Annotated in this window: 12 protein-coding genes and 1 pseudogene; 10 read left to right on the top strand and 3 right to left on the bottom strand. The window is 71.9% G+C overall.

Annotated features, from left to right (window positions below):
- The first annotated feature begins 109 nt into the window (after nucleotides 1–109).
- Both ACF088_RS04860 and ACF088_RS04855 read left to right on the top strand, forming a co-directional pair.
- A complete protein-coding gene (locus ACF088_RS04860) occupies nucleotides 110–1,918 on the top strand; it encodes a succinic semialdehyde dehydrogenase (protein ID WP_392373925.1) in 1,809 nt (602 codons plus the stop codon).
- A gap of 347 nt (nucleotides 1,919–2,265) precedes the next feature.
- On the top strand, nucleotides 2,266–4,041 hold the full coding sequence (locus ACF088_RS04855; protein WP_392374002.1) for a GMC oxidoreductase: 1,776 nt from the start codon (nucleotides 2,266–2,268) through the stop codon (nucleotides 4,039–4,041).
- 980 nt (nucleotides 4,042–5,021) lie between these two features.
- On the opposite strand, the gene ACF088_RS04850 is transcribed toward ACF088_RS04855, so the two are convergent.
- Complete coding sequence (locus ACF088_RS04850) at nucleotides 5,022–5,321, bottom strand: chorismate mutase (RefSeq protein ID WP_392373924.1); 300 nt, start codon at nucleotides 5,319–5,321, stop codon at nucleotides 5,022–5,024.
- Between the two features lie 252 nt (nucleotides 5,322–5,573).
- On the opposite strand from ACF088_RS04850, the gene guaA reads away from it, so the two are divergent.
- From guaA to ACF088_RS04825, 5 genes and pseudogenes are all read left to right on the top strand, one after another.
- Nucleotides 5,574–7,160, top strand: coding sequence for a glutamine-hydrolyzing GMP synthase (gene guaA / locus ACF088_RS04845; protein WP_392373923.1), 1,587 nt, complete (start codon nucleotides 5,574–5,576; stop codon nucleotides 7,158–7,160).
- A 150-nt stretch (nucleotides 7,161–7,310) separates the two neighbouring features.
- On the top strand, nucleotides 7,311–7,964 hold the full coding sequence (locus ACF088_RS04840; protein WP_392373922.1) for a transcriptional regulator: 654 nt from the start codon (nucleotides 7,311–7,313) through the stop codon (nucleotides 7,962–7,964).
- Nucleotides 7,961–9,094, top strand: a complete 1,134-nt coding sequence (locus tag ACF088_RS04835; RefSeq protein WP_392373921.1) for an aminotransferase class I/II-fold pyridoxal phosphate-dependent enzyme — start codon at nucleotides 7,961–7,963, stop codon at nucleotides 9,092–9,094. The genes ACF088_RS04840 and ACF088_RS04835 overlap by 4 nt, the downstream gene beginning before the upstream one ends.
- Nucleotides 9,091–10,032 (top strand): ornithine cyclodeaminase family protein, encoded by a 942-nt coding sequence (locus ACF088_RS04830; RefSeq protein WP_392373920.1) that lies wholly within the window; start codon nucleotides 9,091–9,093, stop codon nucleotides 10,030–10,032. Before ACF088_RS04835 ends, ACF088_RS04830 begins: the two co-directional genes overlap by 4 nt.
- Nucleotides 10,033–10,148: 116 nt before the next feature.
- Nucleotides 10,149–10,940: pseudogene (locus ACF088_RS04825) on the top strand (class II aldolase/adducin family protein); the annotation flags it as partial.
- A gap of 157 nt (nucleotides 10,941–11,097) precedes the next feature.
- Here the strand turns inward: ACF088_RS04825 and ACF088_RS04820 are convergent.
- On the bottom strand, nucleotides 11,098–11,679 hold the full coding sequence (locus tag ACF088_RS04820; RefSeq protein ID WP_392373919.1) for a lytic polysaccharide monooxygenase auxiliary activity family 9 protein: 582 nt from the start codon (nucleotides 11,677–11,679) through the stop codon (nucleotides 11,098–11,100).
- Between the two features lie 205 nt (nucleotides 11,680–11,884).
- The gene (locus tag ACF088_RS04815) at nucleotides 11,885–12,643 is read right to left on the bottom strand and encodes a hypothetical protein (RefSeq protein WP_392373918.1); all 759 of its coding nucleotides are present in this window, start codon (nucleotides 12,641–12,643) and stop codon (nucleotides 11,885–11,887) included.
- Between ACF088_RS04815 and ACF088_RS04810 the strand changes: the two genes are divergently transcribed.
- From ACF088_RS04810 to ACF088_RS04800, 3 genes are all read left to right on the top strand, one after another.
- Nucleotides 12,642–12,800, top strand: coding sequence for a hypothetical protein (locus ACF088_RS04810; protein WP_392373917.1), 159 nt, complete (start codon nucleotides 12,642–12,644; stop codon nucleotides 12,798–12,800). The genes ACF088_RS04815 and ACF088_RS04810 overlap by 2 nt on opposite strands.
- A 1,062-nt stretch (nucleotides 12,801–13,862) precedes the next feature.
- A complete protein-coding gene (locus ACF088_RS04805; RefSeq protein WP_392373916.1) occupies nucleotides 13,863–15,140 on the top strand; it encodes a hypothetical protein in 1,278 nt (425 codons plus the stop codon).
- A 360-nt stretch (nucleotides 15,141–15,500) separates the two neighbouring features.
- Complete coding sequence (locus ACF088_RS04800; RefSeq protein WP_392373915.1) at nucleotides 15,501–16,046, top strand: TQO small subunit DoxD; 546 nt, start codon at nucleotides 15,501–15,503, stop codon at nucleotides 16,044–16,046.
- The last annotated feature ends 154 nt before the right edge of the window (nucleotides 16,047–16,200 follow it).

Below are 16,200 nucleotides of genomic sequence, written 5' to 3'. Positions count from 1 at the left end.
CAGACCAGCCCCCTTGCGGCCAGCGGACACTGGCGCGATGGTGCGTCCGGCGTGAAAACTCATTACTCCCGGGTACACAAAGCGTCCGGGGAGGAATACGCTCGCCGACATGACGGACTCGCAGGACACCGGAACAGCCTCCCGCACCCTCGGCTCCGCCCGGGCGGGAGATGCCCCCCGCCCCGCCGCCGACGAGGCCCCCGAGGCCACCGCCCCCGCCGAGGCTCCGGAGGCCGCTGCCGAGGCCGCCGCCCCTGGCGAGGCTCCCGAGGCCGCCCCCGACGAGGCCGCTGCTGAGGCCCCCGCCGCCGACGAGGCCCCCGCCGCCCCCGCCGACGGCAACCCGGTCGCCGCCACCCCGGCAGGCGCCCGTACCGCAGCGGACGTGGTCACCCCCGAACTCGCCGCCCGGCTCACCCGTGGTGTGGTCGGCGCGGGCCGCACCGCCAACCACACCCCGTTCACCGGCGAGAAGCTGGCCGACCTGCCCGAGTCCACCCCCGAGGACGTCGCCACCGCCTTCGAGCGGGCCCGCGCCGCCCAGGAACGCTGGGCCAAGGTCCCGGTCAAGCAGCGCGCCGCGGTCCTGCTCCGCTTCCACGACCTGGTGCTGCGCCGCCAGGCCGAGGTGCTCGACCTGATCCAGCTGGAGACCGGCAAGGCACGGCTGCACGCCCATGAGGAGGTGCAGGCGGTCACCGTCACCGCCCGCCACTACGGCCGCAAGGCCCACGCCTACCTCAAGCCCAAGGCCCGCACCGGCGTCGTACCGACCCTCACCAAGGTCACCGAACTCCGCCAGCCCCGGGGCGTCGTGGGGCAGATCGCCCCCTGGAACTACCCCTTCGAGCTGTCCGTCGGCGATGCCCTGCCGGCCTTCGTCGCGGGCAACGCCGTCGTCATGAAGCCCGATACGGAGACCGCGCTGACCGCGCTGTGGGCCCGTGAGCAGCTCATCGAGGCCGGGCTGCCGGAGGACGTCTGGCAGGTCGTGCTCGGCGAGGGCCCGGTCGTCGGCCCCGCCGTCGTCGAGCACGCCGACTACGTCTCCTTCACCGGCTCGACCCGTACGGGCCGCGAGGTCGCCCAGGGCGCCGCCGCCCGGCTGGTCGGCGTCTCGCTCGAACTCGGCGGCAAGAACGCCATGTTGGTGCTGCAGGACGCCGATGTGGAGAAGGCCGCCGCCGGTGCCGTCCGCGGCTGCTTCTCCTCCGCCGGCCAGCTGTGCATCTCCATCGAGCGGCTGTACGTCCACGAGTCCATCGCCGACGATTTCCTCCAGCGGTTCGCCGCCCGTACGAAGGCGATGCGGCTGGGCAACGCCCTCGCCTACGGCGCCGACATGGGCTCACTGGTCGGCGAGCGCCAGTTGGAGACGGTCACCCGCCATGTCGAGGAGGCCGTCGCCAAGGGCGCCGAACTGGTCGCCGGCGGCCGCCCCCGCCCCGACATCGGCCCGCTCTTCTACGAGCCGACCATCCTCGACGGCGTCCAGGCCCCGATGGCGGTCTGTGGCGAGGAGACCTTCGGCCCGGTCGTCTCGGTCTACCGCTTCCGCGACGAGGACGAGGCGGTGGCGCTCGCCAACGCCACGCCGTACGGGCTGAATTCCAGTGTCTGGACGAAGGACGGCCGCCGCGGCCGTGCGGTCGCCGCCCGGCTGCGCACCGGCACCGTCAATGTCAACGAGTCCTATGCGGCCGGCTACGGCAGCGTCCAGGCGCCGATGGGCGGCATGGGGGACTCGGGCCTGGGCCGCCGGCACGGTTCCGAGGGCATCCTCAAGTACACCGAGGCGCAGACCGTCGCCCAGCAGCGCCTGATGCCACTCGCGCCGTCCTTCGGAATGACCGACGAGAAGTACGCACAGTTCATGACCCGCAGCCTGCGCGCGATGAAGGCGTTCCGACTCCGCTAACAGCCCCTCAGCAGGGAGAGCCAGTGCCCCAGGAGAACTCTGCCCGGAATCAGGACGCGAACGGTGACCGGGACGCGAACGGTGACCGGGACGCGAACGGTGACCGGGACGCGAACGGTGACCGGGACGCGAACGGTGACCGGGACGTGAACGGCGACCGGGACGCGAACGGCGACCGGGACGCGAACGGCGCCCGGGACGCGAACGGTGACCGGGACGTGAACGGCGACCGGGAAGCGAACGGCGACCGGGACGCGAACGGCGGCCGGGACAGCCCTGAGACCCATGACGCCCCCGACACCCGTGCCGGCGGCTCCGACCGCCAGGGCCATGACTACGACTACGACGTGCTCGTCGTCGGCTCCGGCTTCGGCGGCTCGGTCTCCGCACTCCGGCTGACCGAGAAGGGCTATCGCGTCGGCGTCCTGGAGGCCGGCCGCCGCTTCACCCGGCAGACGCTGCCGAAGAACTCCTGGGACATCCGCAACTATCTGTGGGCCCCGGCGCTCGGCTGCTACGGCATCCAGCGGGTACATCTGCTCGGCAACGTCATGGTGCTGGCCGGCGCCGGGGTGGGCGGTGGCTCGCTGAACTACGCCAACACCCTCTACGTCCCCCCGCAGCAGTTCTTCGAGGACCAGCAGTGGGGCCATATCACCGACTGGCACGCGGAGCTTGCGCCGTACTACGACCAGGCCAAGCGGATGCTCGGGGTGCGCCTCAACCCGACGATGACGCCCTCCGACGTCCATCTCCAACGGACCGCCGAGAAGATGGGCGTCGGCGACTCCTTCCACCTCGCGCCGGTGGGCGTCTTCTTCGGGGACGGACGGGACGCCGTCAGCGGGGAGGACGCGGACGCCACGTCGAAGACGACGCCGGGTACCGAGGTCCCCGACCCGTATTTCGGCGGCAAGGGCCCGTCCCGTAAGGCGTGTACGGAGTGCGGGGAGTGCATGACCGGGTGCCGGCACGGCGCCAAGAACACCCTCAACGAGAACTACCTCCACCTCGCCGAGCAGGCCGGCGCCGTCATCCACCCCATGACCTCGGTCGTCACCGTCACCGAGGACTCCCGCGGCGGTTTCGCCGTCGCCACCCTGCCCACCGACAACAAACGCACCGGCCGGGGCCGCACCTTCACCGCCCGCCGGGTCGTCCTCGCGGCCGGTACGTACGGCACCCAGACCCTGCTGCACAAGATGAAGGACAGCGGACTGCTCCCCGGCCTCTCCGGCCGGCTCGGCGAGCTGACGCGGACGAACTCCGAGGCGCTGGTGGGCGCACAGACCGACAACCGCCGCTACCGCAAACGGCACGGCACCGAGGCCGACTTCACCCGCGGGGTCGCGATCACCTCGTCGATCCACCCCGACGCCCACACCCATATCGAGCCGGTCCGTTACGGCAAGGGCTCCAATGCGATGGGCGCCATGTCCATCCTCCAGGTGCCCCTCGCCGGCCGCGGCTCGCGCGCCGCCCGGTGGGCCGCCAACTGTGCACGGCACCCGATGCTGCTGCTCCGGTCGCTCTCCAACCGCCGCTGGTCCGAGCGCACCATCATCGGCCTGGTGATGCAGTCCCTGGACAACTCCCTGACGACCTACCGCAAACCGAGCGGCCTCGGAAAGGGCCTGCTCACCGCCCGCCAGGGCCATGGCGCCCCCAACCCCGAGCAGATCCCCGAAGCCACCGAGGCCGCCACCCTGCTCGCCCAGGAGATCAACGGTTTCGCGGGCAGCAACGTCGGCGAGCTGATGGGGACACCGCTGACCGCACACTTCCTGGGCGGCTGCCCGATCGGCGAGGACGCGGACCACGGCGTCATCGACGCGTACCACCGCCTCTACGGCCATCCGGGGATCTCGGTCGTCGACGGCTCCGCGGTCTCCGCCAACCTCGGCGTCAACCCGTCCCTGACCATCACCGCACAGGCCGAGCGCGCGATGTCGCTGTGGCCCAACAAGGGCGAACCGGACCCGCGCCCCGCCCAGGGCCGGGCCTACCGGCGGCTGGCGCCCGTCGAGCCGGTCCGCCCCGCCGTCCCTCCGAAGGCCTTCGGCGCGCTGAACCTGCCGTTCCTGGCCGTCCCGCCGGTGCCGCCGAAGAAGTCCCTGAGGTAGCGGCCCGGCGGGACGGCATACGACGAAGGGCCGCACGAGGACACCTACCTACCCGGCCAGGACCGTTCCTGGCCGAAAAAGGGTGTCCGCTCAACAAGAAGCCTGCCGTGATGCCGATCACATCCGTCACATCCGTCACAGCAGTCCCACGCCGGTCCCGCAGCAGCCTCACGGCCACCGCGCAGAAGTCACGAAGGCACTGCACGGCACGGGTTCGGCGACGGCCGTGCGCCGGGCGCACTCCCCCCACAGCGAAGGGCCCCGGATACCGTCCGCGAGGGGGGGTGCGGACGGCCACGGGGCCCTTTGCTTTCGGTGCCGGCGTCAGGGCAGCGCCGGCACCGACGGGCGGCGCTGGGGGGGGGGTAGCGCCGCTGGCTTTTGGGTGGTGCGCGATGGTGCGAATGCTGCGGTGGTCGGACCAATGGCAGTGCAAAAGTCCGTACCGGATACGGCAGGTCGTTCGTCAAGCATCGTCCTGGATACGCCTCACCTGGCGCAACCGTTTCGACCGGATGCGGTCGGTCCCGGGCGTCCCCAGGACCGACCACCCCATCGGATGTGACCGGGCTGCTGTCCCCTGCTGACCGGTCACGGCTCCGGAGCGAGGTCCCACGACGCGGGCCGCGGCTGGCGGCCGGCGTCTCATCGCTCCGGGTTTCCGCCCGTGAGGCGGCGTCTACGCGTAGTCCTGCAGGCCGCGCCTGGCTGGCGTGGCACCGGGAACAACGAAGCCTCGCGGCGGCCGGTCACGCGCCGTATGGGTGAGTCGGCGACCGAACGCAGGTCCGGCAGCTGCGCCGGGGCGCGTGCGCTTCGCCACGCGCCCCGACCGACCCCGCAACCGACCCCGAAACCGACCACATACCGTCCAGAACCAGCCATGGCCGCCCTCGGGTCCCCGGTGCCGGAACCGCCGGAACACCGGCCGGATCCGGCCACCCCCGGCAGCCGGCCGGGCTCCCCGCCTCCGGGCCGCCTCAGATCCGGCCCCGGGACAGCTCCAGCAGGGTCATCGCCAGCGCGGTGCCCGGCTTGCCGAGCTGGTCGCGGTAGTGGGCGAGGATCTCCATCTCGCGGGAGAGGTTCACCCGCCGTCCGCCGGATGTGAGGCGCTCGCGCTGGATGACGGCCGAGACGGCCATCCGTTCCTGGACGAGGCCGATGATCCGGCCGTCGAGATCATCGATCCGCTGCCGTGCGTCATGGATGATCCCGGCCGCCTCCGGCGTGTGGGCGCCGGTGCCGGGGGCGGGGGAGGTGGTGGTCCGAGGGCTCATGTCCGTATCTCCTGGGGTGCGTGGCCCCGGAGCCGATGATCGGTCCCGACAGACGCAAGACGCCCCGGACCTTTTCGGCCCGGGGCGCCTGGGAAGTTGCTTGTCAGTGGATCAAGCAGCACGACCATGGCAGCCGGACGGGCCGGTGCCATAGGTAAAGACGAAGGTCAGCTGCTTGGACATGGGGCCAAGTATGAGCCCGTTAGAATCGAAAGTCCAACCCCTGCTCCACACCGCCGGAAGGCCGCCGAAGTGCCATCAGCGCCCCCTGCCGCTGCCCCGGACGTCGTCCTCGTAGTCGACTTCGGCGCACAGTACGCCCAGCTCATCGCCCGACGGGTCCGTGAGGCCCGGGTCTACAGCGAGATCGTGCCGTCCACCATGCCGGTGGCCGAGATGCTCGCCAAGAACCCGAAGGCGATCATCCTCTCCGGCGGTCCCTCGTCGGTCTACGCCGAAGACGCCCCCAGCCTGGACCGTTCGCTGTTCGAGGCCGGTGTTCCGGTCTTCGGCATGTGCTACGGATTCCAGCTCATGGCGATCGCCCTCGGCGGCACCGTCGACAACACCGGCGCCCGGGAGTACGGCCGTACCCCGTTGACCGTCTCCCGTCCCGGATCCACCCTCTTCGAGGGCACCCCCACCGAGCAGTCGGTGTGGATGTCCCACGGTGACGCCTGCTCGGCCGCGCCCGAGGGCTTCACGGTCACCGCGTCCACGGACGTGGTGCCGGTCGCCGCCTTCGAGAACGACGAGAAGAAGCTCTACGGCGTCCAGTACCACCCCGAGGTCATGCACTCCACGCACGGCCAGCAGGTCCTGGAGCACTTCCTCTACCGCGGTGCGGGCATCGAGCCGAGCTGGACCACCACCAGCGTGGTCGAGGAGCAGGTCGCCGCGATCCGCGAGCAGGTCGGCACCAAGCGCGCCATCTGCGCGCTGTCCGGCGGAGTGGACTCCTCGGTGGCCGCGGCCATCGTGCAGAAGGCCATCGGCGACCAGCTGACCTGCGTCTACGTCGACCACGGCCTCCAGCGCAAGGGTGAGTCCGAGCAGGTCGAGAAGGACTTCGTGGCCGCCACCGGCGTCCAGCTGAAGGTCGTCGACGCCGAGGAGCGCTTCCTGACCGCGCTGGCCGGGGTCAGTGACCCCGAGCAGAAGCGGAAGATCATCGGGCGCGAGTTCATCCGGGTCTTCGAGCAGGCCCAGGCCGAGCTGGTCGCCGAGGCCGGCGCCGAGGGCGAGGAAGTCGCCTTCCTGGTCCAGGGCACGCTCTACCCGGACATCGTCGAGTCCGGCGGCGGCACGGGCACCGCCAACATCAAGTCGCACCACAACGTGGGCGGGCTCCCCGACGACATCGAGTTCCAGCTCGTCGAGCCGCTGCGGCAGCTGTTCAAGGACGAGGTCCGGATGGTCGGCTCGGAGCTCGGCCTGCCGGACGAGATCGTCCACCGCCAGCCGTTCCCCGGCCCCGGCCTGGGCATCCGGATCGTCGGCGAGGTCACCAAGGAGCGCCTGGACCTGCTGCGCGAGGCCGACGCCATCGCCCGCGAGGAGCTGACCGCGGCCGGTCTGGACCGCGAGATCTGGCAGTGCCCGGTGGTCCTGCTCGCCGATGTCCGCTCGGTCGGCGTCCAGGGCGACGGCCGGACGTACGGCCATCCGATCGTGCTGCGCCCGGTGTCCTCCGAGGACGCGATGACCGCGGACTGGACGCGGATGCCGTACGACGTGCTGGCGCGGATCTCGACCCGCATCACCAACGAGGTCGCCGACGTCAACCGCGTCGTCCTCGATGTCACCAGCAAGCCCCCGGGCACCATCGAGTGGGAGTGATCCCGCCCGTCGGGCCGGGGTGATCCCACCGGCCGTATGACGACGCCGCCGCTCAGCCTGTGCTGAGCGGCGGCGTCGTCGTTTGGTGGGGGCGGCGGCGCCGCGTCGGTCGGATGGACTTTCTGTCCAGTTTGGACTTACAGTCCAAGCATGGGACAAGCAGAACAGCCCCGGGACGCTCGTGTGCGGATGTGGGCGCCGGTGTGCCAGGCCGTCGCGCAGTTGCTCGGGCCGTACGCCGAGGTGGTGCTGCACGATCCGGACACCGACCGGGTCCTGGAGATCTGGAATCCGATGGGCTCCCGTGGCCCGGGGGACCCCTCCCTGCTCGGCGAACTGGACGGGCTCGACCCGTCGCCGCAGGACGTGTACGGGCCGTACGAGAAGCTGCTCGCGGACGGCCGCCGGCTCTCGTCGGTGAGCGCGGTCCTGCGCGATGCGCACGACCGGCCGTCGGCCGTGCTGTGCATCAACCTCGACCGCACCCCGCTGGAACAGGCCGCGGCGGTGCTGTCCGCCTTCGGCGCCCCGGCCGTGCAGCGCCCCGAGCCGCTGTTCGAGCAGGACTGGTCCGAGCGCATCCAGCACATCATCGGCGGCCACGTCCGCGAAACGGGCCGTCCCGTCGAGCGCATGACCCGCCAGGACCGCCTGGCCGTCCTCGGCCGGCTGGACGAGGCCCGGGTGTTCGCGGTGCGCCGCGCCGCGCCGGTCGTCGCCGGGGCCCTGCGGGTGTCCCGGTCCACCGTCTACGGCCTGCTGGCCGAACTCAGAGCATCCAGCGCAAAGGAAGAACCAGCATGACCCGGCTGCCCGACTTCCGCCTCGAAACGTACTTTTCCCGCTGGGAGTTCACCGCCCGCCACCACCTGACCGCCTCCGACGTCCAGACCATGACCCTCGGCGAGCTGCTCGGGCTGGCCGACGACCAGGACCGCGAGGCCTTCGAGCACCTGTCCCTGGGCTACACCGAGACCTTCGGCGACCCGGCCCTGCGGGAAGCGATCGCCCAGACGTACGAGCAGGCCGGCGCGGACGACGTCATCTGTTTCGCGGGCGCCGAGGAAGCCCTGTACCTGGCGATGAACGTGCTGCTCGGCGCCGGCGACCACGCGGTGGTGCTGACCCCGAACTACCAGGCCGCCGAGACCGTGCCGCTGGCGCTGTGCGAGGTCACCGGCGTGGCCCTCGACGCGGACCGGGACTGGGCCCTGGACCTCGACGAGGTGGTGGCGGCGATCCGGCCGAACACCCGGGTCGTGTCGGTGAACTTCCCCAACAACCCGACCGGCAAGGTCCTCGACGCCGCCGACTTCCGCGCACTGGTCCGCCTGTGCGACGAGCGTGGCATCCATCTGTTCAGCGACGAGGTCTACCGCGGCCTGGAACGCGACCCGGCCCGCACCCTGCCGCAGGCCGCCGATGTGTCCGAGCGCGCACTGTCGTTGAACGTGACCTCGAAGTCCCTGGGGCTTCCCGGGCTGCGCATCGGCTGGATCACCTGCCGCGACCGCGCGCTGCGCGCCCGTCTGGAGCGGGCCAAGCACTACACCACCATCTGCAACTCCGCGCCCAGCGAGGTCCTGGCCCGTATCGCCCTGAAGGCCCGCGAGACGATCCTGCACCGTAACCGGGCCCTGATCGCCGCCAATCTGCCGGCTTTCGAGGCGTTCTTCGCCGAGTTCGCGGACGATATCGAGTGGCAGCGGCCGGACGGCGGATGTGTCGCCTACCCCCGCTACCTCGGTGCCGACGGGGTGGAGGAGTTCTGCACCCGCCTGGTCGAGGAAGCCGGTGTCCTGCTGCTGCCCGCGAGCATCTACCGCTCCGAGCTCACCGCCACCCCCGCCGACCGTTTCCGCATCGGCATCGGCCGCCGCAACCCGGAAGAAGGCCTGGCGGCCTTCGCCGACTGGATGCGGGCGCGCCGATGACGCTCGCTGTCTTCGACGCCGCCGCCATCGAACGGGCCGTCACCTCGCGACTGGTCCTCGACACCGTCCGTGAGGCGCTGATCGCACACGCGGAAGGCCGCACCAGCGTGCCACCGCCGCTGCACCTGGACTTCCCCGAAGCCGACGGGGACTGCCACGTCAAAGCCGGCCGGCTCACCGGGGCCGCCGACTTCACCGTCAAGATCGCGACCGGCTTCTACGGCAACCCGGCGCTCGGCCTGCCGTCCAACCACGGTCTGGTCTGCGTCATCAGCGCCCGCACCGGACAGCCCCGCGCGCTCCTCGACGACCGCGGTCTGCTGACCGCCTGGCGCACCGCCGCCGCGGGCGCTCTGATCACCCATGCCATGGCCCGGCCCGCCGCCGGCACGCTGGCCGTCTTCGGCACCGGCGAACAGGCCCGTCTCCAGGCGCTCTGGCTGGCCGAACTGCGGCCGCTCGGCCTGGTCCTGGTCCACGGCCGCACTCCGGACAAGGCCCGCGCCCTGTGCGACGCACTCGGTGCGCACGGGCTGGCCGCCCGGCCCGCTGCGGCGGCGGAGGCGGCCCAGGCCGACATGATCATCACCGCGACACCGGCCACCTCCCCCGTCCTGGACGCCGGCCGGGTGCGCCCGGGCGCCCATGTGACCGGCATCGGCACGGACATGCCGCACAAGAACGAGCTGCCGCCCGCGCTCTTCCGCCGCGCACGGCTCATCGCCACCGACGACCACGCCCAGTGCCTCGACCACGGAGACTTCGGCCACGCCGTCCGTGCCGGGGCCGCCGCCGAGGACGGTGATATGGCGGCCGGGCTGCTGCTCCGGGCGCCCGTGGACCGGCCCGACACCGCGATCACGGTCGCCGACCTCACCGGTGTCGGAGCACTGGACGCGGCGCTCGCCTCGGCCGTCCTGGGCCGGCTTCGGGAGTGAATGCCCGGGTGCCACCGCTTCGCCGCGCATTCCCGCCGGTCGCGCCCCTGGTGACCTGCGGTAGTGGAAGGTAGCTTCCGCATCGAGCATCAAGCGCCGTACGTGCCAGGAGGAGAGCCGCGATGCCCGAGCCGACCCCGATACCCACCGATCAGCTGCAGTTCGCGATGCCGCCGACGCACCAGACCGTCGAGGACGAACGGCGCCACCGCCAGGAGCGCCTGGTCGTGGCGCTGCGCCTCTTCGGGCGCTTCGGCTTCGAGGAGGGTGTCGCGGGCCATATCACCGTGCGCGACCCGGAGTTCCCCCACTGCTTCTGGGTCAATCCCTTCGGAATGTCCTTCCGGCACCTCACGGTCGGTGATCTGCTGCTGGTGAACGCGGAGGGGAAGGTCGTCCGGGGCCGCCATCACGTCAACCAGGCGGCGTTCGCCATCCATGCCCAGGTCCACCGGGCCCGTCCCGACGTCATCGCGGCGGCCCACAGCCACTCCACGTACGGCCGGGCACTGTCCGCGCTGGGGGAGCTGCTGGACCCGATCACCCAGGACGTCTGTGCGTTCTACGAGGACCATGCGCTCTTCGACGACTACACGGGCGTCGTGGTGGACGAGGCGGAGGGCCGGCGGATCGCGGCCGCCCTCGGGCCGCACAAGGCGGTGATCCTGCGCAACCACGGCCTGCTGACGGTCGGCGCCTCGGTGGATGCGGCGGCGTGGTGGTTCGTCACGATGGAACGCTCCTGCCAGGTCCAGCTGACCGCGAAGGCCGCCGGTAAACCGGTCCTGATCGACCACCACAACGCCGTCCGCACCCGCGAACAGCTGGGCAACGACCTGGTGGCCTGGATCAACTACCAGCCGCTGTACCAGCAGATCGTGCGCAGCGAGCCGGATCTCTTCGGCTAGGGCGGGGCAGGTGGCGGTGGCGGTGGCGGGTCCGGTGGCGGCGAGGGTGGCGGTGGCAGGTCCGGTGGGTTCCGGGAGCGCCATCCGGTCCGTGGCGGCGCCCCGTCGCCGAGGAAGGCGACGGGGCGCCGGTGCCGGGCCCGGACTGCGCGTCGAGCTAGCTGATGTTGAGGTCGATGACCTGGTAGAAGGCGTTGCCGGTGTCGGCGACCTCCCACACCGACAACAGCACGTGGTACCCCTTGCGGTCACCGGGCAGCGTGATGTGGTGGATCGTCGGGTCCTCGGGGAGGAGGTCGTCGGCGCTCCAGTACGGCTGGCCGCTGTTCTGGTACGTGGCGATCGGCTCCAGGTCGAACTGCGCCCGCGTCAGGCGCGCCCCCGGGTCCCAGCCGTTCTTGGTGAGGAAGTAGTTCCAGCGGCGGGTCTTGTGCGGGGCGTGGTAGTTCCAGGTGATCTCCAGCGCCTGGCCGGCGGGTGTCTGGTGCTTGTGCCAGTCCTGCTGCGCGTCGGGCTCGTCGAGCTTGGCGGCGAAGTCCTTCCCTGCACTGGCGATCCGGCCGTCCGGGGGCGGCTCGAAGTTGGGGACGTCGTCCGGCGCGTACGGGTCGGTGAGGCCGGCTTCTGCGGCGGGGAAGAACTTGCCGGCCTCCAGGCCGGCAGCCTGCCAGTCCGCGAGGTGAAGTTGAGCCCTGGACTTGGGCCGGGTCACTGCTCCGTGTCGGGCTTCTCGTTCCACAGATCTCTCCTTGAGGACGTGACGACGCGAAGGTCGATACATCGACCATGTGCGCGCACTGTATCCATCCGGTTACGGATTGTGTCCGCGCGTCCGTGCGTGTCCACGCGAACCACCGGACGGCCCACCCGGGCCTTCCTTCCGGAGGGGCGAGCCGGCCGGGCCCTGCCGGACGGATGGCCGTCCCGCAAGGCCCGGCGCCGTCTCACGGATGCGGGAACAGATCGAAGAACGGTGCGGCGGTGGCGGCGATGCCCCGGCTGAAGGGTGCGTCGAAGTCCCAGACGAGGAACAGCAGGAAGGCGATCAAGGCGCTGAAGAGCCCGGCCATCAGCAGCTCCCGCCCCGAACGCCGGATCTGCAGGGTGAACATGACGCCGATCGAAATGGCGCCGCCGATGATCAGCCCGAACCACACCACGCCCGGCAGCGTCGAATCGGCTGCGTCCGCACGGGCGGAGCGGGCGCCGTCGGCCACCGCGACCTGGTCGACGAGGGGCTGGTAGGACTGCCCTTCGAAGTCGTTGCGCGGGTGGTAGTCGGTGACATCCGCCCGGACCTTCGTCAGCAGGTCGGTGCCGCGCCCGGTCAGCTCCCCCCGCTCGGCCATGACCGGCCATTCCTTGTGCACGACGTAGGACACATAGGTGTCGACGTCCGAGCGGATACGGTCCCGGACCGGCGCGGGGTAGGCCCGGGCCCGTGCGCTGACCTCGTGCAGCGCCTGTGCCTCGGTCCGTACGGTGTCCTCGGCCGCGCTCCTGGCCTCCCAGACTCCGGCGATGGCCAGGCCCAGCACGATCGCGTACACCACTCCCACCATCATCGTCAGATACTCGATCACATCGGGTGTTTCGGTCGGGTCGTCGTCCTCGGTGATCCGCCGTTCCTTGAGGACGGTGATGGTCAGGACGACGCCACAGGCGGCGACCATGGCGAGGGTCAGCACCAGCCATTGCGACATGGAGACCTCCTACGAGGAACGGCGCCCGGCGGAACCGGACGAGGAGCTCGAACGGGGACGGAGGGCGGCTCCGGCCAGGACTGCCGGGGCGGTGATCAGCAGGGTCGTGGTCACCACGGAGCGCCCGGCGCGCGGTTTGTGGGACACCGGCGCATAGCTGCGGGGCAGGGCGGGCGGAGGTGACGCCGGGCGGCGGACGACCGGCTCGGGCTTGGGCTCGGGCTTGTGTGTCGGCTCGGGCGGCGGGGCCGCGGGGCGGGCACGGGGAGTGGGGGGCGGAGGCGGCGGGGGTGGCGGTGTCGGCCGGGGTCTGGGTGCGGGCGGCGGTGGGGGTGCGGGCTTCGGGCTCTGCGGACGGGGTGCCGGTTTGTGGGAGGGCGGGGGCGGGGGCTTGGTCCCGGTGCAGGGGAAGTGCCAGTGACGGGGCATGGGGAAGCCGGTCGGTACGTCCACGGGGGGCGCGGTACCCGCATAGGCGCAGTTGTCGCCGGCGGGCGGGCGGTGGTAGCGGTCATGGGCGGTTGCCGGTGGCGCGCTGACGAGCAGCGCGGCCGCACCGGTCAGGAGCAGGAAAGCGGCGGCGGCCAGAAGAGCGGCCCCCAGGCGCCGGATGTGGTCGAGGGGGTGAGGGGGGTGAGGGGGGCGGCCCCGGTGCCGGGATCGGGGCTGGGCCCGGTGCTGGGACCGGTGCTGGGACCGGTGCTGGGACCGGTGCTGGGCCCGGTGCTGGGCCCGGCGCCGGTGGGTGTGGTCTCGGGGTGGTGTTCCGCCGGGGTCGCCGCGTCCGTGGGGTCCGTTCGGTTCCGTCGGGCTGTCCCGGGCGTGTGGTCTGTCCAGGTCAACGCGGCGGTGCGATCCATGAGTTCCGTCTATTTGGCACACGGCGAGAGCTTGCGCAGCGCGTGGACCGCTCAGCCGTCGCCGTGCCCCGGTTCGCCCGAATAGGGGAAGCGCCGGGATCGCGTGGTCCGGCCACCGGTCAGGTGTGCGGAAAGTGGGCCAAGTCTGCGGACACCGGTACGGATCCATCGGGGCGCGTGCGACGGCCGGGGCCGCCACTTCTCGTACGTCAACGCGCCGCTGCGTCCGCCACCCGTCACCAACTGGACGTTTGACATCCGCCCCGGCCACCTGGGGCACAATTCGCCTTTGTGGAAAACAAGTTGGCGGCGAGCGGCGGCGGGCGGTAACGGACGTGTCGGTTGAGGCGGCGGGCAGGATGGCCGGAACGGGCGAGCCGGGGGACGGCGCGGAGCGCGCCACCGGTGGCGAGTGCCAGTGCGGGCGGTGCCCGCACGGCGCCCGTGCGGGGCACCGGCAGGCGGTCGCCGCGTTCATCGCGCTGCGCGAGGACTTCGCCGCCGGGCGCGGCGTGCCGGCCGGGCTCGCCCGCTCCGCCGGTGCGGCCCGGCAGTGGGTCTCCGATGAACTGACGCTGTCCGCGCGGGAGGTGGCCAAGCGGGGCGCCGCCGAAGGGGCCGCCTGGCCGGCGTCCGTACGGTGGCGCACCCTGCTCGTCGTCTGGGGCGCGGTGATCGCGCTGCTGCTCGGGCAGGCGCTGACCGCCATCGGCGGTGGCTGGACGGCGGCCCGTACGGCGGGGCTGCTCGCGGCGGTCGTCCTCGCACTGGGGCTGACGGCGGCCGCCTGGTGGCACCGGGCGCACGGCGGGGCGCTGGCGCCGCTGATCGGCGAGGACGGGCGGCTGTCCACCTCGCGGACGGTGGCGGCGGGCTGGGCGGTCGCGGTGCTGTACGCCGTGCTGACGACGGCCGTGCACCTGGCGACGGCCGCCGGGCCGGGGGAGCGGCGCGCGCTGCTCCAGGGCCTGGAACTCGCCCGGTCCGGTGCCCTGTTGACGACGCTCGCCATCGGGTGCGGGGTGGCCGTGCTGGCGTACGGGCTGGTGGCCGCGCGGGTGCGGTCGGGGCGGCTGCAGAAGGTTCCCGCGGAGCGGCCGCGGGCCGCCGACCTGCTGGCGGACGACGCGGGCCGGGGCAGCCTCCTGGACGTGCAGTACGTCCTGGTGAATGCGGCCGTGCTGGTGTGCGCCCTGGTGCGGCAGGCCGGGCAGCCGGGGCACCTGCCGCAGCTTCCCTGGGGGCTGGTGGTGCTCCTCGCCCTCTCCGGGGCGACCTATCTGTGGGGGAAGGCGGTGGCGGGCGGGCGCCCGGTGATCCTCTCCGTCGTCCGCTCCCGTGAGCTGGGTGATCTCGCCGCACCGGTCCGTACCGGCGACGACATCGAGATCCGTGGCGCCGGCTTCGTTCCGCCGGGCGCCGGGACACCCGACCGGCTCGCCCGGACCGTCGTACGGATCGGTGATGTCCATGTCCCGGTTCCCCTGGTGCCGGTGGCCGGTGGCTTCGCCAATCCGACGGACGGGGTGCTGACCGTCCCGGTGCCGGTCGACGTCGAGCCGGGCCGGGTGACGGTCCGGGTGATCACGGCGGCGGGTGTGGAGTCGAACGGCTACCCGGTCGACGTGCTGGACTGAGGGCCACGGTGGGTGGAGCCGGGGTGTGGCGGGGCCGGGATATGGCAGGTCCGGGGGATGTGGCGGGTCCGGGGGCAGGTCCGGAACGTGTGGCGGGTTCGCCCGGGGAATGTGGCTGGTCCGGAATGTGGCTGGTCCGGGGAGTGTGAAACGGCCCCCTAGGTGTATTGCCCTGTGAGGTTGGGGACGCGGGCGGTGCGGCTCCGGCCGGGTCGCCGTTGCGTGAGGATTTTGTGTGCCGCAACCGTTCGAAGTGCGTCGGTCCGTTGAACCTCTCGCGCACGTGCGTACGTATCTCCCCAGGAGGCGCGGGCGGGGGCACAATCGTCTGCGCCCGGAGGCAACGGAGAGGCGGACGTCATGGTTCACGCGAATCGCACGATCGGTGCCGAATTGGGAGGAGTGGCCGTTGAGGGCTCCGGCGCCGGGTTGCGGGGGCGGCTGGCGCGCCATGCGCTGCTGCCGTTGCGGCTGTTTTTGGGGGCGACCTTCCTCTATGCGGGCATCGACAAGCTGATGGACCGGGCGTTCCTGGCGGCCGGTGGTGCGGGGTCGATCGGTGAAACGCTGCGCCAGGTCCATGACGCGGCGGCGCTGCCGCAGCTCGTGGACCTCGCACAGCAGAGTCCGGTGGGCTTCGGCTATGCCATCGCGGCGGGTGAACTCGCGGTGGGCCTCGGGACCCTCGTGGGCCTGCTGGGGCGGCTGGCGGCGCTGGGCGGTGCGCTGATTTCGCTGTCCCTGTGGCTCACCGTGAGCTGGGCGACCACTCCGTACTACTACGGCAACGACCTGGCCTATCTGATGGCCTGGGTCCCGCTCGTACTGGCCGGCACCCCGAGGTTCTCCCTGGACGCGGCCTGGGCGCATCGCCGCAAGCGGCACGGGACGCAGCTGTTCGGCTAGCGAGACGCAGTTGTCCGGCTTGTGGCGCATTTTTCCGGCCGGAGGTGCAGTTTTCCGGGCGGAGGCGCAGTTGTCCGGGCGGCGAGTTGACGGCACCTCGTAAGCCCCCCGGGGCGGGCCTTCGTTCCCCGGCGGCGTGGGGCGGTCCGGGGTG

The sequence above is a fragment of the Streptomyces sp. NPDC015125 genome (genome assembly GCF_043080045.1).
Taxonomy (GTDB): domain Bacteria; phylum Actinomycetota; class Actinomycetes; order Streptomycetales; family Streptomycetaceae; genus Streptomyces.
Note: the sequence above shows the minus strand (reverse complement) of the source record. Positions and strands in the feature narration are given on the sequence as shown.